Annotated in this window: 22 protein-coding genes; 9 read left to right on the top strand and 13 right to left on the bottom strand. The window is 68.9% G+C overall.

Translation table 11 applies throughout. The annotated features are described in order from the left end of the window. Nucleotides 1-139: 139 nt before the first annotated feature. On the bottom strand, nt 140-1,306 hold the full coding sequence (locus O7624_RS30470) for an erythromycin esterase family protein (RefSeq protein WP_282238354.1): 1,167 nt from the start codon (nt 1,304-1,306) through the stop codon (nt 140-142). A 68-nt stretch (nt 1,307-1,374) separates the two neighbouring features. Then, the gene (locus O7624_RS30465) at nt 1,375-1,764 is read right to left on the bottom strand and encodes a MerR family transcriptional regulator (protein ID WP_282238353.1); all 390 of its coding nucleotides are present in this window, start codon (nt 1,762-1,764) and stop codon (nt 1,375-1,377) included. A gap of 64 nt (nt 1,765-1,828) precedes the next feature. Here O7624_RS30465 and O7624_RS30460 point away from each other — a divergent pair, with 64 nt between their 5' ends. Then, nucleotides 1,829-2,461: an NAD(P)H-dependent oxidoreductase gene (locus O7624_RS30460; RefSeq protein WP_282238352.1), complete on the top strand. Its 633-nt coding sequence runs from the start codon at nt 1,829-1,831 to the stop codon at nt 2,459-2,461. 37 nt (nt 2,462-2,498) lie between these two features. Here O7624_RS30460 and O7624_RS30455 read toward each other — a convergent pair whose 3' ends face one another. Further along, entirely contained in the window at nt 2,499-3,788 is a 1,290-nt protein-coding gene (locus O7624_RS30455; RefSeq protein WP_282238351.1) for a serpin family protein, read from the bottom strand. A gap of 199 nt (nt 3,789-3,987) precedes the next feature. Here O7624_RS30455 and O7624_RS30450 point away from each other — a divergent pair, with 199 nt between their 5' ends. Next, nucleotides 3,988-4,401: a nucleoside 2-deoxyribosyltransferase gene (locus O7624_RS30450; protein WP_282238350.1), complete on the top strand. Its 414-nt coding sequence runs from the start codon at nt 3,988-3,990 to the stop codon at nt 4,399-4,401. A 124-nt stretch (nt 4,402-4,525) separates the two neighbouring features. Here the strand turns inward: O7624_RS30450 and O7624_RS30445 are convergent, their stop codons facing one another. From O7624_RS30445 to O7624_RS30435, 3 genes are read right to left on the bottom strand one after another with little or no spacing between them, the layout of a single operon-like run. Next, nucleotides 4,526-4,939: a hypothetical protein gene (locus O7624_RS30445; protein ID WP_282238349.1), complete on the bottom strand. Its 414-nt coding sequence runs from the start codon at nt 4,937-4,939 to the stop codon at nt 4,526-4,528. Beyond that, nucleotides 4,921-5,424 (bottom strand): hypothetical protein, encoded by a 504-nt coding sequence (locus O7624_RS30440; RefSeq protein WP_282238348.1) that lies wholly within the window; start codon nt 5,422-5,424, stop codon nt 4,921-4,923. The genes O7624_RS30445 and O7624_RS30440 overlap by 19 nt, the downstream gene beginning before the upstream one ends. Before the next feature lie 60 nt (nt 5,425-5,484). Further along, nucleotides 5,485-5,739 (bottom strand): DivIVA domain-containing protein, encoded by a 255-nt coding sequence (locus tag O7624_RS30435; protein ID WP_282238347.1) that lies wholly within the window; start codon nt 5,737-5,739, stop codon nt 5,485-5,487. 227 nt (nt 5,740-5,966) lie between these two features. On the opposite strand from O7624_RS30435, the gene O7624_RS30430 reads away from it, so the two are divergent. Beyond that, nucleotides 5,967-6,854 carry a helix-turn-helix transcriptional regulator gene (locus O7624_RS30430; RefSeq protein ID WP_282238346.1) on the top strand — a complete coding sequence of 296 codons (888 nt, stop codon included), beginning with the start codon at nt 5,967-5,969 and terminating at the stop codon, nt 6,852-6,854. Continuing rightward, the gene (locus O7624_RS30425) at nt 6,847-7,050 is read left to right on the top strand and encodes a DUF397 domain-containing protein (RefSeq protein ID WP_282238345.1); all 204 of its coding nucleotides are present in this window, start codon (nt 6,847-6,849) and stop codon (nt 7,048-7,050) included. The genes O7624_RS30430 and O7624_RS30425 overlap by 8 nt, the downstream gene beginning before the upstream one ends. Before the next feature lie 42 nt (nt 7,051-7,092). Here the strand turns inward: O7624_RS30425 and O7624_RS30420 are convergent, their stop codons facing one another. From O7624_RS30420 to O7624_RS30410, 3 genes are all read right to left on the bottom strand, one after another. Then, the gene (locus O7624_RS30420) at nt 7,093-9,006 is read right to left on the bottom strand and encodes a DUF2075 domain-containing protein (protein ID WP_282238344.1); all 1,914 of its coding nucleotides are present in this window, start codon (nt 9,004-9,006) and stop codon (nt 7,093-7,095) included. A 154-nt stretch (nt 9,007-9,160) separates the two neighbouring features. Next, nucleotides 9,161-11,125: a DUF2075 domain-containing protein gene (locus O7624_RS30415; protein ID WP_282238343.1), complete on the bottom strand. Its 1,965-nt coding sequence runs from the start codon at nt 11,123-11,125 to the stop codon at nt 9,161-9,163. Between the two features lie 121 nt (nt 11,126-11,246). Next, nucleotides 11,247-11,630 (bottom strand): nucleotide pyrophosphohydrolase, encoded by a 384-nt coding sequence (locus O7624_RS30410; RefSeq protein ID WP_282238342.1) that lies wholly within the window; start codon nt 11,628-11,630, stop codon nt 11,247-11,249. Nucleotides 11,631-11,761: 131 nt separating this feature from the next. Here O7624_RS30410 and O7624_RS30405 point away from each other — a divergent pair, with 131 nt between their 5' ends. After that, a complete protein-coding gene (locus O7624_RS30405; RefSeq protein ID WP_282238341.1) occupies nt 11,762-12,124 on the top strand; it encodes an MmcQ/YjbR family DNA-binding protein in 363 nt (120 codons plus the stop codon). Between the two features lie 16 nt (nt 12,125-12,140). Here the strand turns inward: O7624_RS30405 and O7624_RS30400 are convergent, their stop codons facing one another. Together O7624_RS30400 and O7624_RS30395 are read right to left on the bottom strand one after the other, a co-directional pair. Next, nucleotides 12,141-12,782, bottom strand: a complete 642-nt coding sequence (locus O7624_RS30400; RefSeq protein ID WP_282238340.1) for a response regulator transcription factor — start codon at nt 12,780-12,782, stop codon at nt 12,141-12,143. Then, a complete protein-coding gene (locus tag O7624_RS30395) occupies nt 12,779-13,924 on the bottom strand; it encodes a histidine kinase (protein WP_282238339.1) in 1,146 nt (381 codons plus the stop codon). Before O7624_RS30395 ends, O7624_RS30400 begins: the two co-directional genes overlap by 4 nt. A 145-nt stretch (nt 13,925-14,069) precedes the next feature. Between O7624_RS30395 and O7624_RS30390 the strand changes: the two genes are divergently transcribed. From O7624_RS30390 to O7624_RS30375, 4 genes are all read left to right on the top strand, one after another. Further along, nucleotides 14,070-15,185: a DUF418 domain-containing protein gene (locus O7624_RS30390; protein WP_282238338.1), complete on the top strand. Its 1,116-nt coding sequence runs from the start codon at nt 14,070-14,072 to the stop codon at nt 15,183-15,185. Next, nucleotides 15,158-15,760 (top strand): dihydrofolate reductase family protein, encoded by a 603-nt coding sequence (locus O7624_RS30385; RefSeq protein ID WP_282238337.1) that lies wholly within the window; start codon nt 15,158-15,160, stop codon nt 15,758-15,760. Before O7624_RS30390 ends, O7624_RS30385 begins: the two co-directional genes overlap by 28 nt. A 392-nt stretch (nt 15,761-16,152) precedes the next feature. Beyond that, the gene (locus O7624_RS30380; protein WP_282238336.1) at nt 16,153-18,285 is read left to right on the top strand and encodes a PQQ-dependent sugar dehydrogenase; all 2,133 of its coding nucleotides are present in this window, start codon (nt 16,153-16,155) and stop codon (nt 18,283-18,285) included. 21 nt (nt 18,286-18,306) lie between these two features. Continuing rightward, entirely contained in the window at nt 18,307-19,278 is a 972-nt protein-coding gene (locus O7624_RS30375; RefSeq protein ID WP_282238335.1) for a sugar phosphate isomerase/epimerase, read from the top strand. A 101-nt stretch (nt 19,279-19,379) separates the two neighbouring features. Here O7624_RS30375 and O7624_RS30370 read toward each other — a convergent pair whose 3' ends face one another. Both O7624_RS30370 and O7624_RS30365 read right to left on the bottom strand, forming a co-directional pair. Continuing rightward, a complete protein-coding gene (locus O7624_RS30370; RefSeq protein WP_282238334.1) occupies nt 19,380-20,315 on the bottom strand; it encodes a DUF364 domain-containing protein in 936 nt (311 codons plus the stop codon). Then, nucleotides 20,302-21,354, bottom strand: coding sequence for an aminotransferase class I/II-fold pyridoxal phosphate-dependent enzyme (locus O7624_RS30365; protein ID WP_282238333.1), 1,053 nt, complete (start codon nt 21,352-21,354; stop codon nt 20,302-20,304). Before O7624_RS30365 ends, O7624_RS30370 begins: the two co-directional genes overlap by 14 nt. Between the last annotated feature and the right edge of the window lie 26 nt (nt 21,355-21,380).

Below are 21,380 nucleotides of genomic sequence, written 5' to 3'. Positions count from 1 at the left end.
AGATATGCACATCCATCGGTGGATGCGCCGTCTCAGTCTCGGATGCGTGCGACGCGGATACTGTCAGAAAGAATCCCAAGTACGGACGGCCCACCGAATCCGGCTCCAGGCCGTACAATTCGCCACTACGCGAACACCCTCACCGAGGACGAGGTGGCGCGGAGTCTGCCGACCGTACCGGCCCAGCCGGGGTCTCCGGCTCGATCACCAGCGGGTGGATCGGGGTGACGGTGGGGACGAAGGCGATCACGTCGAAGCTGCCGGCAAGGGTGGGCAGTTCGTAGTAGTGGTCCCCGTCGCGCTCGGCCTGGTAGAGGCCGGAGATCAACCGGGTTCGCCACGGCCGTTCACGCCGCTCCGCGAGGTTCGCAGGAACGGCGGAGCGCAGGTCGATGATCCGCTCACCGGGGTCGTCGAGCAGCACCGCCTCAAGTGACGACGGGGCGGGGCGCGGAATGTCCGTCGCAGGGAGCCGGCCGTGACCGAAGGTGAGGTGGACGGCCGCGTACTCCTGGCTGAGGGCCGCCCGGAGGTGTGCGCCCATCATCGTGTCGCCGTGCGCCGCGACGTGGGCGCTGCCCTCCCAGAACACCACCCGGTCGCCGGTGCGCCGCTGGTGATCGAGGAGTCGCTCGGCGGCCGCACGCTCCTCCGAAGCCGCGTCGTAGCCGCCGCCGAGGGCGTGCGCGTGGAAGTCGACGATCGCGTCGATCAGCGGTAGCGCCTCGTCGCGCCCCGGGCTGTCGGGCAGCTTGGCGGCCAGGTCGCGGGCGGTGCGGGCGAGTTCGACGAAGGGTACGCCCGGGTGGGTGCCGCGCAGGCGTTGGACATGCTCACCGTTGTCGTGGGCGGTACGGATGACGGCGAAGATCTCGCCGATCCGCGCCGCGGTCGCCGGTTCCACCGGGTCGAGCAGCGCCACGACCCGGTCATAGTCGGCCGGCAGCGTACGCCGCCCGTTGACCGCGATGACGCGTACCGGATCGTCGGGGTGATGCTCGTTGTGCCGGCGCAACCGGACGAGCGCGTCGCGCATCTCGATCGTCCGCCACGGACCCCACGCCTGGCCGAGCGCCGCGTCCAGGTCGACGTCCTCGCCCCGGACGTACCCGTCGTACAGGTCGCCGACCCGCTGGTTGTCCAGCAGCGCGACGACCCGGAATCCGCGCCGGATCAACTCGTGGGTGGTCTCCTCGACCAGCCGGAAGGTCTCGGTGGCCTCCCGGGTGCTGGTGCCGAGGCCGACGATGCTGGCCGATTCGACGAGGGAAGCAAGCGTCCGGGCGGACGAAGGGAGATCACTCATGCCCCCGACGATCGGGGTTCAACATATGTTGAAGTCAAGTCCGCGAGGCGGTCACGTTCGCGGGTTGGTCATCGTGCGGGATCAGCCCGCCCGATCTCGCACAACCTGGTGCCCGACTCCATCGCCGCGAGCTGCGCCTTGAGGTTGCGTACCCGCTCCTCGACCTCGGCCACCAGCCGGTGGGCGACGCCCGCCCACTCGTCGGGCGTCGGGTCGGCCGAGAGGGCGGCGAAAAGGGCGGCGATCTCGCGGACACTCAGACCGGCCCGCTGGGCGAGTTTGGCCACTTGGATCCGGCACGCGGCGGATCCGTCGAAACGACGCTGGTTGCCGGCCGTGCGTACCGCGTTGATGACCCCGTGGGTCTCGTAGAACCGCACGGCGGACGGCGCGACGCCGCTGTCGACGGCGACCTCACCGACGCTGAACGTTTGAGGGGAACCCGCGAGCACTGTCATGGCGGCAGGATAGGCACGCGGGCGACTTGACTTCAACATATGTTGAACCTGCACGGTCTGAGACATGAGTGTTTCGACCGACCAGCACAGCAGCTTGTCCCCCGCCGCCGGCCTACGGGTGGCCGTGATCTCAGGCAGCGTCCGCAAGGACCGCATGGGGCCGACGATCGCCCGCTGGGTCGCCGCCGCCCTGAACCCCGCTGCCGCGCTGGACCCTGCTGCCGCCGTCGACCCTGCTCCGGTCGACCTGATCGACGTGGCCGACGTGGAGCTGCCCGACGACAGCCTCCTCTACCCCGGCGGCGGGCCGAAGAGCGAGGTCGCCGACCGGATCGCCGCCGCCGACGCGTTCGTGTTCGTCACGCCAGAGTACAACCACAGCTACCCCGCCTCACTGAAGCGCCTGATCGACTGGCACTACGGCGAGTGGCGGCTCAAGCCGGCGACCATCGTGGCCTACGGCGTCCACGGCGGGTACGCGGCGATCGAACACCTGCGCGGCGTACTTGCCGAACTCAGCGTGGTGACCGCCCGCCGGACCCTCGGCCTACCGGCGCCGTGGACGTCGCTGGACGGCCAAGGCCGCTACACGCCGGACGCGGAGCTTTCCCGTGGCCTGACCGCGAGCCTGGCCGAACTGCGCTGGTGGGCGGAGGTGCTGGCCGACGCCCGTCGGGACCGCACCCCGCCCACCTGACCCGACCGGCTTGGACGTGGCCGTGCTGCCGGGTCGGTCAGCCGGTGACCAGCGGGTCGTGGACCCGGCCGAGGAACAGCGGCACGCCGGTGACCCGGTCGTGGATGACGTACAGGAACGGCCGGTTCACGAAGAACTGCGGCCCCTGCGGAATCGACGGTGGCCGGATGATGACTGCCGACGCGGCCGCCGCCTCGACGCCCTTCTCGTCCACCCCGATGAACGTCTCGTGCACCACGTCGTCGATGCACAGCGACGGGTCGGTGGTGCTCATGCCGGTGAAGTCGGCGTACGGCGTGAAGGCCGTGGGCATGCCGAGGCCACTCAGCGCCGCGCCCAACTGGGCCGGCAGGCGGAACGTCCACCGGGGCATCCGCAGCTCGATGTCGGTGAACTGGAAGCCGGCGAACAACGCGCCCAGCCACGCCCCGTCGACGTTCGCCTCGACCGCGGCGAGGTTGTCGCGGGTCGGCATCACGATCGCCATGGCCAGCCCGTCACCCGCGAGCGGCACGTCGACCGCCCGCCAACCGTCGCCCAGGAGGTGCCCCATCCGGTCGAACGGGCCGCGCATCATCGGCACCTGAACGACCGTGCCGTCATCCCGGGTGAACGGTTCATCCATGGTGGCCGACGCCCGGAAGGGGTAGTACCAGGCCGCCTTCAGGTAGGCGGTGTTGGTGAGCATCAGGCTGGTGTCGGAGCGCACCGAGTCCGGGGCCAACAACTCCGGGATCTTCGCGTTGGTGCGATCGGACACCCAGGTGTTGATCTCCTGGCGGGCCGCTTCCGGCGCGTCGCGGAAGTCGACCGGGTGCGGGAGGGCGCCGTAGTAGCCCGCCAGGGTGTCCCGGAACCCGGATCGCAGGCCCAGATCGAGCCGGGTCCACACCGCGTTGGCCGTGGTCATCCGGGGCTGCCGCACTCCGTCGCCATCCTGGAACCGCCCGGCGAGCGACTGGTCGACGGTGTTCAGACCGCTGTCGAGCGCACCGGGTCGCGGATGCGGCGCGTGCAGCACGGCGTCCATCTCGTCCGCGGTGGTCGAGCCGGCACCCGCCCTGGCCATGGCGAGGGCCATTTGGACCGAGTACGGCGCGCACACCACGTTGCCACCGGTGTGGCTCGACGCGATCGTGCGGTAGAGGTCGGCGGTGAACCCACGTACCGCTGTCGCGGCGGCCTGCATAGTGGCCGGGTCGGGCGGTACGCGTACCGGATCGCTGGACGCGGACGCTCCGGTGAGCCAGCGGGGATGACCAGGGGTGGCGGTGAGAGCGACGGCCGCGAGTGGCACCGCTCCGAGAATCGATCGACGCGAGACCATGTCTGCGACGGTAGTGCAGTGTTACCGGGACGTGACGGAGGAAGGTCCAGAATGCATCGGAGTTCACCAATGTTCGTTCCTTGCGTACGAACCCAGGGCTTCCTCTGCGGGGGAACGAAGGTGTCGGGTACCTTGACGAACCCCGACATCTGGTACCGCTCATCTGAGCACGAATACCGCCCACACGCTTGGAGGATCGATGCCGGAGATCGAGGCAGTCACGATATGCAGCAGCTCCAAGTTCTACGACACAGCCCAACGTGCCGAGGCAGCGTTCCGCCGCCTGGGCATGACCGTCTACACGCCGCGCTACGACTTCAACGAACAGCATGTGCAGGTCTACGAATCGGACAAGATCCAGCTCACGCGTGATTTCCTGGCGAAGATCGCGAAGTCGGACGCGATCTTCGTGGTGGCGAACGGCGGATATGCCGGCGTCAGCGTGTGCATCGAGGTCGGCTACGCCGTGGCGCAGGGCAAGGTGGTGTTGTTTTCCGAGCAGCCGACGGAGTTCGCACTCCGGGCGCTGGTCGACGCAGTGATCCCGATCGAGGAGATCGGCCCAGGGGTGCAGTCGGCTACCAGGGCCGAAGTGGCGGGCAGGTCGCGGTGATCGTCGCGGTGCCCGCTTTCCTCGAGCCGGCTGTTCGACCCGGTTTGCCGAGTTCGCCGGCAAACGGATTCGCCGGCTGAACGAGGCTCACCCAACGTCGCTGTGGCACCACATGGGCGCGGACTCACTCATCCACAGCCGGTTCGTCGGCATGGCCGCAGCGCGACGACCGGGCCAGCACCGGCCGGAACGCAGCATCCTGACCGTCCGGGCCGATCTCGACACCTTCGAGCCACACCCACTCTCCGTCGTACCACTCGCTGAGGTCCGGCCGGACCCGGACGATCCGGAGCAGGAGCGGACCGTCGGCGTACCGGTAGTCGGACTCGGCGAGCCGGACCACGTCCCCGGCGGTGACGGACACACACGGGACGACCGGCACCCGCGCTACCGCCGCCGCACCGGCGTGGCCATGCGGCCAGGCCGGCGGCTGCCGTCCGGTCCCAGCGGCCAGCGCTGCCCGCCGCGCCCGCAGGATCAGCCGGTTGCGGATCTGCGCGGGCGACAGGTCGAAGACGTTCATCGCCAGTACGTCCACAGGCAGCGCACGATGATCGAATCGGCCCAGTCCGCCCGGGGGCAGGTGCCGTCGGCGCGGCAGTCCGGGCACTTCCTGGTACGCGGATCCTCGCCGGGGCTCCGCCAGTGCACCTCGAACAGCCGGTTCGCCCTGGCGAGCTGAGCAGGCGTAACGAAGAGGTCGTTGTCCGCATCCGGCCGATCGGACCGCGCCGGCTCGCCGTCGGTTGGCCCTCGGAACCTCCCACGGTTCCGCTCGCCTCGCCGGCCCGGTTCGTAGCGACCCGCGCGCTGATTCCGCGCCGAAGACGCCGCCGGCCGTTCCTCGGGCCGCTCGTAGACGAGCGCACCGTCGCACCGCGAGGTCACCCGCAGCTCCGATACGACATGCTCGACCGACACCCGCCGGAACCGCCCCGGCACGTCCCCGTCCGGCACAGCCTGCCCGGTCAGGTCGAGCGCGACCGGCCCCGGCCGCACGAACCACTTCCACCGCCTACCCATGCCCCGCCCCTGTCCCGTGGCCGGACAGGTCGACCGTCGCTCTGCTGACATAGCGGCGGGTCATCGGTCACCGCCTCGGGCGCGAGCTCGCGCGGACTGCCAGTCACGCAGCGCGGCCTTGACACGGGCGGTCTCTCGGTGACTCTCGGCGAGCGCCTGCTGGACGGTGGCCAACTCACCGGCCACCCGATCGAGGAACGCGTACACGTCGTCGGGGGCCAGGCCGCGACGTCCGAGCCAGACGCGGCGGAACCGACGCCCGCGCACCTGCCAGGGCAACAGACCTGGGTACGCGGCGGAGCGGTAGGTCGACATGTCGCTGCCTTTCCACAGTGGGCAGGGAGGTGCGATCGGAACGCGGCGGCCGTCCGGGGGGAATCGGCCAGCCGCCGCGCTGTGACCATCCTGGAACGCTCCGCAGTGGATTAGCAACGTTCCACAGCCAAATTTCGTTCTTGTGCATTGACTTTCTTTGCCGGAACCGATAAGCGTTACAGCAGCAGGTGACGCAGTGTTGCGAGCTGGAACCAGGGAGTGTGCGAATGGCCGAAGACATCGGATCGACAGTGCCGCGCCGGCAGCTTGGCCGGCTGCTGCGCCAGTTCCGCAATGAGGCCGGGGTGACACTGGACACCGCCGCCGAAGCCCTGGAATACAGCCGACAGAAGATCTGGCGGCTCGAATGCGGCATGGGCTCCGTCCGGGTGCTCGACGTCAAGGCGATGTGCGAGCTGTACGGGGTGTCCCCGGAGATGACGGAGGCGATGCGCGGCCTGGCCGTCGAGACGAAGTCGAAGGGCTGGTGGCACGCCTACGGGGACGCGGTGCCGAGCTGGTTCGAGCTGTACGTCGGCCTGGAATCCGCCGCCGCCCATCTGCGCGAGTACGCCGAAACCCTCATCCCCGGACAGCTCCAGACCAAGGAGTACGCACACGCGCTCTACCGCCTCGGCGGGCGGCTGAGCGACGAGGACCGAGAGCGAGCCGTCCAGGTTCGGCTTCAGCGGCAGGGCCTGCTCGTCCGACGGTTGCCGGCGGCTCCCCGGCTTGACGCTGTGCTGTCCGAGGCGGTGCTGCGACGCGGTGTCGGTGGCCCGGCGGTCATGGGCGGTCAGCTCGACCAGCTTCTCAAGCTCTCCGACCTGCCGAACGTGTCGGTCCGGGTACTGCCACTGGCAGCCGGACCTCAGCCCGGCGCAGTCGCCGGATCCTTCGTCATCCTCGACTTCCCTCCCACCAAGGGCGGTCGGACCGCACCGGAGCCGTCGGTCGTCTACAGCGAGTCGTTGACCGGGGCGCTCTACCTCGACAAGCCCGATGAACTGGCTGCATACGAACGGGTCTGGCGGGGACTGGATGCGCTCGCCCTTGGCGAGGCAGAATCGAAGGACATGATCAAAAGGCTGATCGGGGAGATCCGGCATGACTGACCTGACCGGCGCCGTCTGGCGCAAGAGCACCCGCAGCGGCGACAACGGCGGCAACTGCGTCGAGGTCGCCACCAACCTCCCCGGCCTCGTCGCCGTACGCGACTCCAAAGACCCGACCGGGCCCGCCCTCACCTTCTCCCCTGCGGCCTGGGCCGACTTCGTCCGCGCGGCGCGGTCGCCGAGCCAAACTGGCTGATGGACTCTGCCGACTCAGCGATCGGGTCTGAGCGCGGACGTTTCAGCGGTCCTGGCCGGTCAACTCTTCACGAGCTTGCGCGGGTCCCCGCCGCCCTAGACCTTCACCAACCGGGTAGACGCCAGGCGCCTCCTGCGCCTTTTCGTCGAGGATGGAGGGAATGAGGTGCTGCAGGAACTCCTGCGTCTCATCGTCGACTGAGTAGACAAGGCACCCCCGCAGCCCACGGGTGAGCAACACCTTATATGCGTTGCGGATCAACCGGTCAGCGTTGCGAGCGATGCGGGGCCGCTCTCCCGTGCCGATGATGGCGACATCCTTGGACTGGTTTGGTTGGCTGACGAAGCGCCCATTCCGCACGACCAGGTCTCCGCCGAGGATGACCCCCGACCAGTCGTATTCGAAGCCCTGAGCGGTGTAGATGCAGCCGATCTGTTGGAATCCGCGTGGATCGGTCGCCCAATACGAGCCCGCCGGGACGCCCTTAGGCGGATGGTTGCCGTAAGCGTTCCATGGTCGGTGCCAGGTGCCGATCCGGACATCTGTCGCGAGCCTGCCCCGCTGCGGCTGTTTTGTCCACTCCCAACAGAAGCCTGCCGAGATCCGGGCGGTCATGCCCTCGGCGTTGCGTTGTCGAAGTACCGCTTCCATGGTTTCCGGAGAGTCGACCACTCCCAGGTAGAAGTCGTCGTCGCCCAACCACCGGTAGGGGTTAGACGATGCCAGACCGAGTAGATGTAGTACCCAGCGCTCGTAGCGAGGACTTCCGCCACACCTGAACTGCGCGCCAAGGGTCACCACGTCGACATCCAGATCGAGACGACCAGCAGCCTCAACTATCATCCCGACTGTGCCCACCTCGTTCGGACGCACAACCTGGTAGTCGTCAAGCAGAAAGACGGGCACCTTGGCGGCCTGAATCAGTTCCTCGACCTGCGGTATCACGCCAGAGACACCGTTACGGTCTGAACGCTCCCGCATGCGATGCGCCTCGTCGCAGATCAGGACGTCAACGCTGTCCGGAGCGACGTTCATAAAGTCACGAAAGAAGCTGAACAGCGGACGGGTCCGCTGATGCGGCCCTGCGTCCCTGGCACGGGCGTACCGCTGGAGGCTGAGAGTGAACGCTTTGGAGCCGGTGGCATGAGCCACCGCATGCCCCCGATCGGCCAGGGCGGCCAGCAGTGAGAGAGCGATTGCGCTCTTGCCGCTGCCCGGTCCGCCGGAGATCACCACAACCCGCTTCCGCCGTCCGGCCGTGGCCCATCGCAGGGCGCGCATGACCAGCTCGTACGCCTCTCGCTGCTCATCAAGCAGAATGAAGTGCTGGCGCCTGCCGATTTCCTGGGCTGCCAAGGCGAGCAGTTGACGGCTGGGCCGCACCTGGCTGGTAAGCAGACGATGTACCGCCCTACTCTCCCTTCCCGCAGCGAACTTCATGCGCAGATAGCGCTCGAACTTCTCCTCTTCTCCCAGCGTGAAGACCATGTTCTGGTAAGTCCGCTTCCGATCCGCATCCACCAGATGGGACACACGCTGGCGGGTGGCGTTGTGCAGGTAGGCCATGCCGTGCACAGTGGCTGGCCACTCGTGCAGTTTGACAAGGAAGTCCACGAGGTAGTTGCAGTACGCCTGCACCTGAACGCCCGGATGAAGCTGCGGCTGTGCCATCCCATTGACGGCTACCAGGTTCTCGGCATCGTCGTAACGCGTCGCGGCGCTCCACTGCTTCAGTTCCAGCACAAGATAGGTGTCGGCACCTGATTCGGGTGCTGCGCCGGCCAGAATCACATCCACTCGTCTACTGCTGCGCGGCAACTGAAACTCGACCAACGCGTCGAGATCACCATATCCAAGCTGCCGCAGGTGTCTGGCTAGAGCAGGAAGACTGTTCAGCCATGCCACCTGCTCACGCGAATCAATCAGGTAACCGGTCTCAACGAGATGGGTGCCCACCAGGGAAACCAGTCGTCCCGCATCGTGTAGGTCTAAGATCAAGTTTGGAGTGGTATGGAACGCCCGCAACGACCTTCCCCCAGGGCACGAGAATCTCGTGCGGTGGGGGCATGTCCGTCACGGAAGCCCGTCGATCCGCTGATCCGGGAACACTCTAGTAACGCGGTATGGAGTCGGCTACCCCGCACCCCGGATCATCGTCACTCGGCTCATAATGGACTTCGATCTTGCGGGTCGGTCTCACCAGACCGGCCAGAAACTCGCGCGTTTCGGGGTCGACCGAGTGGATGATCGTCCCGCGCATGCCGCGGGTCAGCAGCACCTTGTAGGTGTTGCGGATCAGCCGGTCGGCTTCGTCGTCGCTCACGGCTTTGCGGCTCCGCAATGCCGGATCCTTCGACTCGCCCCGCCGGGTCACCAGTCGGCCGTCGCGCGCCACCAGGTCGGGGCCGATGATGACACCGGACCAGTCGTACTCGAAGCCTTGGGCGGTGTAGACGCAGCCCACCTGGTCGAAGCCGTTCGGATCGGTGGCCCAGAAGGCACTACCGGGAGCATCACCCACGCTGCGATCGCTCTTGACGTTCCAGGGTCGGGCCCACTCGCCGACCACTACGTCCGGCACTAGGGTGCCGTCGGGTCGAGGGTCGCTCCACGGCCAGCAGTAGCCGGCCGACATCCGCGCCGTCTGTCCCGGCTCACCGGCAGCGCCCGGCGGGCGTTGGCGCGCCCGCAGGAACGCCTCCAGCTGCGTCGGGGACTCCGCCAGCCGCAGATCGAACCGTCCGTCGCCGGCCCACACGGTCGGTCCATCGCCGTCGAGGCCGAGCAGAGTGAGCACCCAGTCCTCGTACGCCGCGCTGCCGCCGCACCGGAACTGGTCGTGCAGGGCGACGACTTCGACCTCCAGGCCCAGCTTCCCGGCGTACGCCGAGATGACCTCGACGCTGCCCAGCTCCCCCGGTTTGACCACCTGATGCTCATCGAGCAGGAAGACCGGCACGCGCGCAGTCGAGATCAGTTCGTCCAGCTGCGGCCTCGCCCGGTCCCGCCGAGCCTTGGGTGTGTACCGGTTGACGGAGGTTTCCCGGATCCGGTGTGCCTCATCGCAGAGCAGCACCTCGATGTCGTTGGCCCCGGCGTCCATAAAGCTGTTGAAGTACTTGAACATCCCTTGGAGCCGGGTCGAACGGTGTCCGGCGTAGCGACGCAGGGTTTGGGTGAACGCGCGGGAGCCGGTGGCGTGCAGCACGGTCCGACCCTGACGGGCCAGTTCACCCATCACCGACAGGGCGATGACGCTCTTGCCGCTGCCTGGTCCGCCGGCCACCACCACTGCCCGCTTTCGGTTCGCCTTCCGGGCCCGCTCGACCGCGTGCAGCACCAATTCGTACGCCACATGCTGCTCGTCGAGCAGGGTGAACTGTGACCGGTCCTTGAGTTCCTGCGCGGCGTACCGCAGCAGATGTCGACTGGGCCGGACGGTGCTGGTCAGGAAGCGATCGGCGGCGGCCGCGCCGGATTTCGGCGCGAACCGCGACTGGAGATAGGCGAGCCACTGGCCGCGACGCTGCCTGGTGAAGAGTCGGCTCTGCTCGGTGACTGGTCGATCGAGCAGGTCGACGATGTCCCGGTCGACGGCGTTGTGCAGGTAGGCGGCACCATCGAGCGGGTAGCGGCGGCGGCCCAGGATGCCGAGGAAATCGGTGAGGTACTGGCAGTAGTCGGCGACCTGCACGCCGGGATGCAGTCGTGGTGCACGTGCGTGCTCGACCGCGACCAGGGTGTCGGATTCCTCGTACGCGGTCGCGTAGGACCATTGCTTCAGCTCGACGACCAGATAGGAGTCATCCCCGCTACGAGGATCAACGCCGGCGAGCACCGCGTCGATACGTCGGCTGGTCAACGGCAGTTGGTACTCGACCAGCACCTCCACCTGATCGAGGCCAGCGTCGGCGAGGTCCTGCGCCAGGACCGGCAGGCTGTTCATCCAGGACCGCCGCTCAGCCGGGCTCACTCCGTGGCGGATCGACCACAGATGCTCGGCGACCCGGTCGGCGAGGGTGCCGTCAGTGGCCAGACGCAACAGATTGGCGGCGGACGTCCGAAACGCCGACATTGGCACATGCCCCCAGGCAGCACGATGTGATCGTGCGGATGGGGGGCATATCCGTGCACCGGAAGCCCGTCGGACCGCTTGGCTCTGAGCACCTTACCGAGTCGGATCAGGGTCTTGGTGGCTAGTCGGTGCGGTCGGCCGAAGGAGCCTTGGCCGCAGATCCGTACGAGCGCTCGACCGGGTAACGCCGCGCCGCCTCCGTCAACTTGTCGGTTGCGGCAGCCAGCGGGTCGATACCCAGGATGTCGCTCAGGCGGGCAAGGTAGATCATTACGTCGCCGATCTCGGCGCGTACCCGTGCGCCGTGCTCGGGATCGGTCATCACCTGCGCGGATTCCTCCGGGGTGAGCCACTGCAACTCGGCCAGCAGCTCGCCCACCTCGCCAGCGAGGGCCATCGCCAGGTTCTTCGGCGTATGGAACCGCTGCCAGTCCCGCTCCTCGGCGAACCGGCGCAACCGGTGCACGAGGTCGGCCAGCCCGGGGTCATTCGGTTCGTGTTCCACGGGGCCGAACCCTACCGCCGCCAGCTCACCAGCCGACTTCGGCCAGGCCGGTGAGTGCCGCCCTGCCCGGCGTCCCGATCCGACCTCCGGCGGTCCCGAGTTCTGTCAGACCGGTGTCCTAGCGTGGGGCGATGACCGACATGGTGGCGATCGTCCGGCGGGCCTGCCTGCGGCTTCCCGAGGTCAGCGAGCGGCTCAGTCACGGCACCCCGACCTGGTTCGTCCGGGGCAAGCGGTCGTTCGCCACCGTCTGGCCGGACGGCCATCACCAGGAGGACTTCCCGCACCTGTGGTGTGCCGCGCCGCCGGGTGCGGCCGTCGAGTTGATCGCGGAAAACCCGCGGACGTACTTCCGCCCGCCCTACGTGGGGCATCGCGGCTGGCTCGGCGTACGCCTCGACACGGGCATCGGCGAGGCCGAGCTGGCCGAGATCATTGAGGACGGCTACCGGGCGGTGGCGCCCCGGACCCTGCTCGCCCGGCTCGACGGGTAGGTCATCCGAACGCGCCTCAGCGGTCCGGCCCCAGGCCGGCCTCGCGAGCCAGCAGAGCAGCCTGGGTGCGGTTCGCGCTGCCGAGCTTGACCAGTAGCCTCGACACGTAGCCCTTCACGGTGGCCTCGGACAGGTGCAGCCGGCGGGCGATCTGCTGGTTCGACCGACCAGCGCCCAGGCCCTCCAACACCTCCACCTCGCGATCGGTGAGCGAGCCGATCAGGTCACGGGCCTGCGGGACGTTTCCGGCCTGAGCGAGGAGACGGCCGGCGGCCGCCGGCGACAGCACCGTGTGTCCCGCCGCGGCCACCCGGACCAGGTCCAGCAGGTCCTCGGGCGGGGTGGACTTGAGCAGGAACCCGACCGCCCCGGCGTGGAGCGCTCCGAGCACGTACTCGTCCAGGTCGAAGGTGGTGAGCGCCAGCACCCGTGGCGGTGCGGGTAGCCGCCGGATCCGCTCGATGGCGCGGATCCCGTCGACTCCGGGCATCCGCAGGTCCATCAGGATCACGTCGGGGCGCGAGCGTACGGTGGCCTCCACCGCGTCGGCACCGTCGTATGCCTCGCCGACCACCTCCAGGTCCGGGGCTGAGCTGAGGATGGTGCGCAGGTGTGCGCAGACCATCCGTTCGTCATCGACGACCAGGACCTTGATCATCGGCGCACCGCCGTCGGCACGTTCGCCGGCAGGTCGGCGTCGACGGTGAAGCCGCCGTCCTCCGTGGCCCCAACGGTCATCGTGCCGCCGAGCACCTCCACCCGGTGTCGTAGTCCGGCCAGGCCGCTGCCACCACCGGCGGCGGACAGGTCTGCGTCGGGTGGCCGGTTCGGGCGGCTGTTCGACACGCGCACCCGTACGTCATGTCTGCCGTAGTTGACGGTGACGGTGGCAGCGGCGCCCGATGCGTGCTTGTGCACGTTGGTAAGGGATTCCTGCACCACCCGAAAGAGGGTGCGCCGCACGGTGGGTGCGACCGCGCCGGGGTCACCCTCCTCGGCCAGCCGCACCGGCAGGCCGACCGTGCGGGACTGGTCGACCAGCTCCGCCAGAGCCGGCACCGCGCTCGGTTCCTCGCCTGCGTCCGGCGTCCCGCCTTCGCTGCGCAGCACACCGACCAGATCACGCAGCTCCGCCAGTGCCTGGCAGCCGGTCACCCGCAGTTCCTCTGCCGCCGCCCGGGCCGTCGGGTCGGTGGTGCTGACCCGCAGGGCGCCGGCCTGTAGCACCATCAGGTTGATGCGGTGGGTGACCACGTCGTGCATTTCGCCGGCCAGCCGGATCCGCTCGTCGGCGCGGGCCTGTTCGGCCAGGAGCAGCCGTTCCCGTTCGGCCCGCTCCGCCCGGTCGGTCAGCTCCGCCAGCAGGCCACGCCGGGCCCGTACGTACAGGCCCAGCACCGCGCCGAAGACGATGACGATGGGTGCGGTGAACGGGTCGTCGATGTCCCAGGCGCGGGCCCCCACCAGGAATGCCACGGTGAGCAGCGCGATCACCGACCACTGCCGCCGCCGTCGGCCGTCGCCGTGGGCCGTGACGGCGTACGACACGAGGACGGCGGCCCAGGCCGGTGCGAACAGGCTGATCACCGCAATGATCGACGCGGCGGTGTAGGGATGTCGGCGGCGGAGCAGCAGCATGGCCGCCGCGAGCACCTGTGCGGCCACGTACGCCTGCGTCGGTGCCGGGATCAGCTTGGTGCCGACATCCGGGTCGGCCAGCTCCAGGCCGGCCCCGACGACCGCCGCCACGACCACCAGGAACATGTCGACGGCGACCGGAAGGACTCGGCAACGAGCCATGGCACCAGGGTAACCGCGCGCCCGGAGAACGCCCGCCGGACGCCCGTGGTCACGACGAAACGACCCGGACCGTACGACGAAAGTAGGTTACGGTCCCGACCTTCACCGCTGACCTGACGGCCCGTTGTCTCGATCTGATGGACTCATGACGCCATCGAGACCGGCCTCCGACCTGGCGGCGGCAGACGTGTCCACCGGCGGGCGGCGTATCCACGCCCTGGACACGCTGCGCGGCTTCGCGCTCTGCGGCATCCTGATCATCAACATCTACCAGCAGGTCGTCTTCCGCGGCGCGGCCGCAGGCACGGCGTCGCAGCTGCCGGAGGCGGTTCAGCTCCTCTTCCATCAGCGGTTCTATCCGATCTTCTCGATTCTGTTCGGCATCGGTTTCGGCATCTTCCTGCGCCGTGCGGCCACCCGGACCGACCGACCCAGGTTGGTCCTGGCCCGCCGGCTGGGTGTGCTGCTACTCATCGGCGTCGTTCATTTCGTCGTCCATCCCGGTGAGGCGCTGACCGCGTACGCGTTGGCGGGTCTGCTCTTTCTGCTCCCGTTGAGCTATCTGGGCGGGCGGGCGGCGCTGGTCGTGGCGGTCCTGCTCCTGCTCGCCGGTGCGCAGGTCGTAAACGGTTTCGGGCCGATTCCCGGCCTGCTCGCGCTCGGCTACGCCCTGGCGATGCTGGAGGTGCCGGCCGCGCTCGAACGTCGTACCGGGCGGGTGGCGGTGGCGTTCGTCGGCCTCACCGCCCTGTCCGTGGGGTGGATCGTGCTGCGGCTACGCGGAACGGAGGTGCCGTTCGTCAATCTCATAGGAGGGCCCGGTGGCGGAGTGAGCCTGCTTCCCCCGCTCGCCGGTATCGCCACCGGTCTGGCGTACTGCTGTGGGTTGCTTCTGCTGCTGCGTACGCCGCTGGGACCGGCGCTGACCGCCGTGCTGGCTCCGATGGGTCGGATGGCGCTGACGAACTACCTGAGCGCCACCGTATTGTTCCTGCTCGCCGCAGGGCCGCTCGGCATCGACAGCACCGGCGACCTACCCCGGATCGTGGGCCTGAGCATCGGCATCCTGATCGTGCAGGCGGTGTGGAGCACGCTGTGGCTGCGATCGTTCCGCTACGGGCCGGCGGAGTGGGCGTGGCGGTGCCTGACGTGGTGGCGGCGGGCTCCGTTGGTGGAGAACGGAGAGGTAGCGTCTGCACGGAAGCAAGATCCTGATCACCTTGGGGAGGCGGCGTGTCGGGTCGGTTCGTGTACTGGATGAACGTGTCGGTCGATCTGCGGATCGAGCGCGCCCCGGGTGAGCAGGGCGGCGGCGACTGGATGCGCATCGGGGAGTCGTTGCACCGGGAGTTCAACGCGCGGGCTCGGGCGATGTCGCTGATGATCGAGGGTCGCACGATCTACGAGACTATGGAGGCGTTCTGGCCGGGCGCCCGTGACGACGAATCCCTGCCGGACTTCATGCGTGAGTACGGCGAGATCTGGACCTCGATGCCCAAGGTGCTGGTCTCGCGTACCCGGGACAGCGCCGGGCACAACACCCGGGTCATCGGCGGGGACGACGCGATCGAGCAACTCGCGCGCCTGCGGGCGCAGTCCGACGGTGACATCGGGGTCGGCGGCGCCACCTTGGCGACCGGTCTGCTGCGGGCGGGGCTGCTCGACGAGCTTCTGCTCTTCACCCATCCGGTGGTGCTCGGCACCGGTCGGCCGTTGTTCGACACGCACGACGAGCCGGTCGAGCTGGATCTGATCGAGCAGGCGTCGTTCGATCAGGGTGTGACGATGCACCGGTACGCGGTCCGAGGCGTCCGCAGCCCTGGCCCGGCGGCCTGAAGGGCCACGCTGAGCCATCGATCCGACCTGCACCGCCCTCGGGTCCTGGGGAGCCACCTCAGGGACCGAGGGTGGTTTTTCGTGTGTGGACGATCCTTTCGCCACCATAGCCAAAAGTTCGATTAAACCTGGCAGAAGCCATGGACATATCGACATCGCTTTTGTTAACTTCAGCCCGGATGTTACGACGAGGTGAACCGCCGCCGGGGCCAGCGCCTCGATCGTGACCTCCGACGGCCCCTCGGACACCTACCCCCAACTCCCAGTTCCCGCGCCCGCGTCGCCCACCGGCGATTCAACGGGCCATCCGGTGCTGCCCGACACCCGGAGGAGAAGCCCAGCACCCGTACGTCCCGACCTGCCCGACCCGTCCTCACACCTAGGAGAGGCAGTTGAAGAGACGACTCGCGCTCGCCGTGGCGGGCCTGACGACCATCACGCTCGTCGCCCCGCCCGCCAGCTCGATGGCCGCGCCGACCACCCCCACGGCCGCGCCCGGCACCACCAGTCCCCCACCGGACACGGCCTTCCAGAAGGTCACCCTCAACGACCGCCCCGGCGAGCCGATGGACCTCGCCGTGCTGCCCGACGGCCGGGTGCTGCACGTGACCCGGGCCGGCGTGGTGTGGCTGCACAACCCCGACACCGGCCGCAACACGATCGCCGCCACTCTCGACGTCTACCAGCACGACGAGGAGGGCCTGCAGAACGTCGCCGTCGACCCCAACTTCGGCCGACGCGGCAACAACTGGGTCTACCTGTACTACTCGCCGCCGATGGACACCCCGGTCGACGACCCGTCCACCCCGGACGTCAACGAGGGTGACGCGCCGGCCTGGGGCTCCGAGGAGGAACTCGCACCGTTCCAGGGCGTCATCCGCCTGTCCCGGTTCCGGCTGGTCAAGGACACCCTGGACCTGCGCACCGAGCAGCGGATCATCGATGTGCCGGTGGACCGGGGCATCTGCTGCCACGTCGGCGGGGACATCGTCTTCGACGCCAAGGGCAACCTGTACCTCTCCACCGGGGACGACACGAACCCGTTCGAGTCCGGCGGGTACGCCCCGATCGACGAGCGGCCCGGCCGTAATCCCGCGTACGACGCGCAGCGCACCAGCGCCAACACCAACGACCTGCGCGGCAAGATCCTGCGGATCAAGGTCGGTGCCGATGGCAGGTACACCATCCCCAAGGGCAACCTGTTCAAGCCCGGCACCCGGGACACCCGCCCCGAGATCTACCTGATGGGTCTGCGTAACCCGTTCCGGATCGAACTGGACCGCAAGACCAACGACCTCTATGTCGCCGACTACTCGCCGGACGCCGGTCAACCCGACCCGCTGCGCGGACCGGCGGGGCACGGTAAGTGGTTCGTGGCCCGCAAGGCCGGCAACCACGGCTGGCCCTACTGCATCACTCCGCAACTGCCCTACCGGGACTACGACTTCGCCACCGAGGAGTCCGGTGCGGAGTTCGACTGCTCGGCGCCGGTAAACGAGTCGCCGAACAACACCGGGCTGCGGAAGTTGCCCGCGCCGCAGCAGCCGGACGTGTGGTACAGCTACGACCTCTCCTCCGAGTTCCCGGAGCTGGGCACCGGCGGCATCGGCCCGATGGCCGGTCCCGCGTACCGCTTCGACCGGGCGACCACCCGGGGCCGCAACCCGGTGGCGTGGCCGGCGTACTACGACGGCAAGCCGCTGTTCTACGAGTGGACCCGCGACTACGTGAAGGCGTTCCAGCTGGACCGGCGCGGCAGGCTCGACGGAATCGAGCCGGTGCTGCCCTCGGTCGTCTTCGACAACCCGATGGATCTGGAGTTCGGCCCCGACGGCGCGCTCTACGTCCTCGAGTACGGTGACGGTTTCTTCAGCGAGAACCCGGAGGCGCAGGTGGCCCGGATCGACTTCATCGGTCGGGACGGCAACCGCAGCCCGATCCCGGCGGTCTCGGCCAGCCAGACCGCAGGTCTGGCCCCGCTGACGGTGGAGTTCTCAAGCGAGGGCACCACCGATCCGGACGGCGACCGACTGCGCTACGAGTGGTACCTGGACGACGACGACCGGGTCGACTCGCGGTCGGCGAACCCGACCTTCACCTACCGCGAGAACGGCAGCTACGACGCGACGCTCAGGGTGACCGACCGGAAGGGACGCTCGGCGTCGGCGTCGGTGCGGGTCGTGGTCGGCAACGCGGTGCCGGTGGTCGAGCTGGTCGCGCCGGTCGAGGGCCAACCCTTCGCCTTCGGCGACACCATTCAGTACGAGGTACGGGTGACCGACGACCAGGCGGTGGACTGTGCCCGGGTCAGCGTGACCTACATCCTCGGCCACGACGACCACGGCCACCCGCAGACCACCGCCAACGGCTGCACCGGGTCGATCCTGACCACCGTCCCCTCGGGGCACGACCCGGAGACGGACAACCTGTCCGCCGTGTTCGTCGCCTCCTACACCGACCCGGGTGACGACGGGCTGCCGCCGCTGACCGGGACCGACCAGGTCGTGCTCGTACCGGGCGTGTAGACACCCACGAGAGGAGTCATCATGTGTTACGGCTACGACGGGATGGCCGCACTGCGGCGTTCCGTCCTCGACCGGCGGGGCCTGCTACGCGGCTCGGTGGCCGCGATGGCCGGTGTCGGCCTCGCCACGGCGGGCGCAACGGCCGCCTCCGCCGGTCCCAAGCACGGTCCGGGGCACGGTCCCGGGCACGGGCATGCCGGTCGGCGGCGGGTGCCGCCGGGGCTGATCAGCATTCAGTTGTGGACGGTCCGTGACGCGCTGAACGGCGAGCCGGGGTACGACGCCACGCTGCGGCACCTGGCCCGGATCGGCTACCCGAAGGTGGAGCTGGCGCTGGGCTACTTCGGCCGCAACGCCGCCCAGCTGCGTCGCTTCCTGGACAGCATCTGCATCAAGGCCACGTCCAGCCACGACGGGATCAGCGAAACTCCCGCCGCGCTACAGGAGAAGATCCGCAACGCGGTGACGCTGGGTCAGAAGTTCATGGTGGTGCCGTACCTCTACTCGGAGAGCGCCGACGACTGGAAGCGGTGGGCGGAGCAGATGAACGTCGAGGCCGCCGCGGCGGCCCGCGCCGGTCTGCGTTACGGCTACCACAACCATGCCCACGAGTTCACCATCGACCTCGGCGGCGGTCGCACCCCGTGGGACGTGCTGACCGAGGAACTGGACCCCCGGCTCGTCCACCTGGAGATCGACATCTACTGGGCGGTCACCGGCGGCATCGAGTCCGGTGCCGGGGTGACCGACCCTGAGGGCTTTACCCTGGACGTCATCCGCGCCGCGCCGCAGCGGGTGCTTCAGTACCACGTCAAGGACCGGCACGCCGCCGACGGCGACATGGCCGACCTGGGCACTGGGATGATCGACTTCAGGCGGATCTTCCGGAAGCACCCGGTGCTTGAGTACATCGTGGAGAACGACACTCCGGACGTGACGCCTCAGCTCACCGCCGAGATCGGCTACCGCTACCTGCGGAACCTGCGGTACTGACGATCGCTCTGCGGTAGTCGGGGCACCACGTCGGCCACGGTCGAGGTGGTGCCCCGACTACCCGGGGCGGAACCCGGCGCGACTCGGCCGGAAGCGCCCGGTCACTCGGTCGGTCGCCGTTCCTGCGGCCAGTAGGCGAGCCGCCGATCGTATTCCACGTACCATTCGTACAGATGATCGTCGTGGTGGTACGCCCGGACGAAACGGCTGTCCCTCAGCTCGGTGCAGACCAGGACGGCTCCGTGTGCCTGCCACACCGGCGGTGGCACCGCGCCGCTGGGCCCGACGACGATCAGCCGCAACCCCCGCAGCGTACGAAGGACTTCGTCCATCGTCGCGTTGCAGAGCGACGATGGGGTGATCTGGACGACCTCGCACTCGTCGGCCAGCCGGTGCAGGTCATCGCCGACCAGCTGGATGCGCGCCTCGCCGAACCTCGCGTTGAACCGGGCGAGAGTGGACCGGACACGCTCGGCTCGTGGCGCGTCGTGCAGATCGGCCACCAGCACGCGACCCACCCCGTCCACCTCGGCCAGGTGCTCCATCAGCCCGCCGAAGCCAATGACCCCGACCGTGCCCGCGCTCCCCACCGCCCGGGTCAGCGCCTCCGTCACCGCCGACCCCGCCTGGTGGGCGTGCACCTCGTCAAAGGGCGCGACCACGTGACCAAGGCCCGCTTCCGCCAGTGCGGTCGGCCGAAGCCAGGGCCGGGACAGCGCACTGAGGAGCGCGATCTTGACGGCCTGCCGGGTCAGGTCCAACCCGGCCGGGGGCGTACGCACGAGGTCACAGTCCAGCAGCGACCTGCCGGGCGAGGTACCGAGGTAGTCGGTGACCTGGCTGCCACGCCGGCACACGACCGCGCCCGGTGACCCGCCGCCGTGGTAACCCTGGTAGTCCATGGCGGTGCCGACGCTGCCGTCATCGAGGACGACGGCTGCGAAGGACCTGCCCGTCAGGATCTCGTCGACCGACCGCTGGCCCTGATCCGGACGCGTGCGCAACTCGCGGCGGATCGCGGTCTCAATCAGCGACACGGCCGGGCCCCCGGGTGGCCGACAACAGATCGTCGGCGAACCGCTGCGCCTGTGCCACAGCGAGCGCGGCCACGGTCACCCGGATCGCCGGTGTCGGTGCGGCGAATCGCGACCCAGGGGCGACCTGCCAGCCGCGCCTGGCCAGCCGGGACACGGTCTCCGCCTCGTCGGGCACCTCGATCCACACGTTCAGTCCGGTGCGCCCGTATCCGCGCAGACCCCGCTCGGCCAACAGATCGAGCACGTGTCGGCGGCGTCTGCCGTACTCGTCCCGCACCCGGGCGAGGTCTGCCGCGAGGTCCGGGTCGGCCAGGTGGGCGGCCACGGCGAGCTGGGTCATCCGGCTGATCCACCCACCGCCCAGGAGCCTGCGCTGGTCCACCTGCCGGATCGACTCGCGGTCACCACAGACCAACGCGAACCGGAGATCGGGGGCCAGCCACTTGGACACCGACGCGACGTGCAGCCATCGTGGATGGCCGGCTGGTATCACGGAGTGGTATTCGGTGCCCGCGATCCCGCCCGCATGGTCCTCTTCGATCACGAGCAGGCTCGGGAAGCGTTCGATGATGGCGCGCAGCGTGTTGCCGCGCCCGGACGTGAGTGCTGCCCCGGTGGGGTTCTGTGCGCGCGGGCGGTACAGCACACCGGCGGCGTCCCGGAGCGCCGCGACGAACGGTTCTGGTCGCAGCCCCTCCTCGTCGACGGGCACCGGCACCGGCACCAGACCGAGCGCGGCGATCAGCGGAAGGTCTCCGTTGTAGGTGGGGCTCTCCACGATCACGCGGTCCCCGGGACGCAGCAGCGTGGCCAACGCCCGATCGACAGCCTCAAGCCCACCGGGCAGCGCCGTCAGGTGGTCGTTGGCGACGCCCTGGCCGGCCAGGTACGCCTGGGCCGGGACAAGCAGGGCGTCGACGATCCTGGGGGTGCCGTAGAGCAGCAGGTTGGCCGCGACGGCGGTGGGCCAGCGGTCGTGACGCCAGAGGAGCAGGTCCGGATCCGGGTTGCCCGACGAGAGGTCGCCCGACCGCGACATCGGACGGGGCGCCTTCCGCAGGCCCG

The organism is Verrucosispora sp. WMMD1129 (assembly GCF_029581255.1).
Lineage (GTDB): Bacteria > Actinomycetota > Actinomycetes > Mycobacteriales > Micromonosporaceae > Micromonospora > Micromonospora sediminimaris.
Note: the sequence above shows the minus strand (reverse complement) of the source record. Positions and strands in the feature narration are given on the sequence as shown.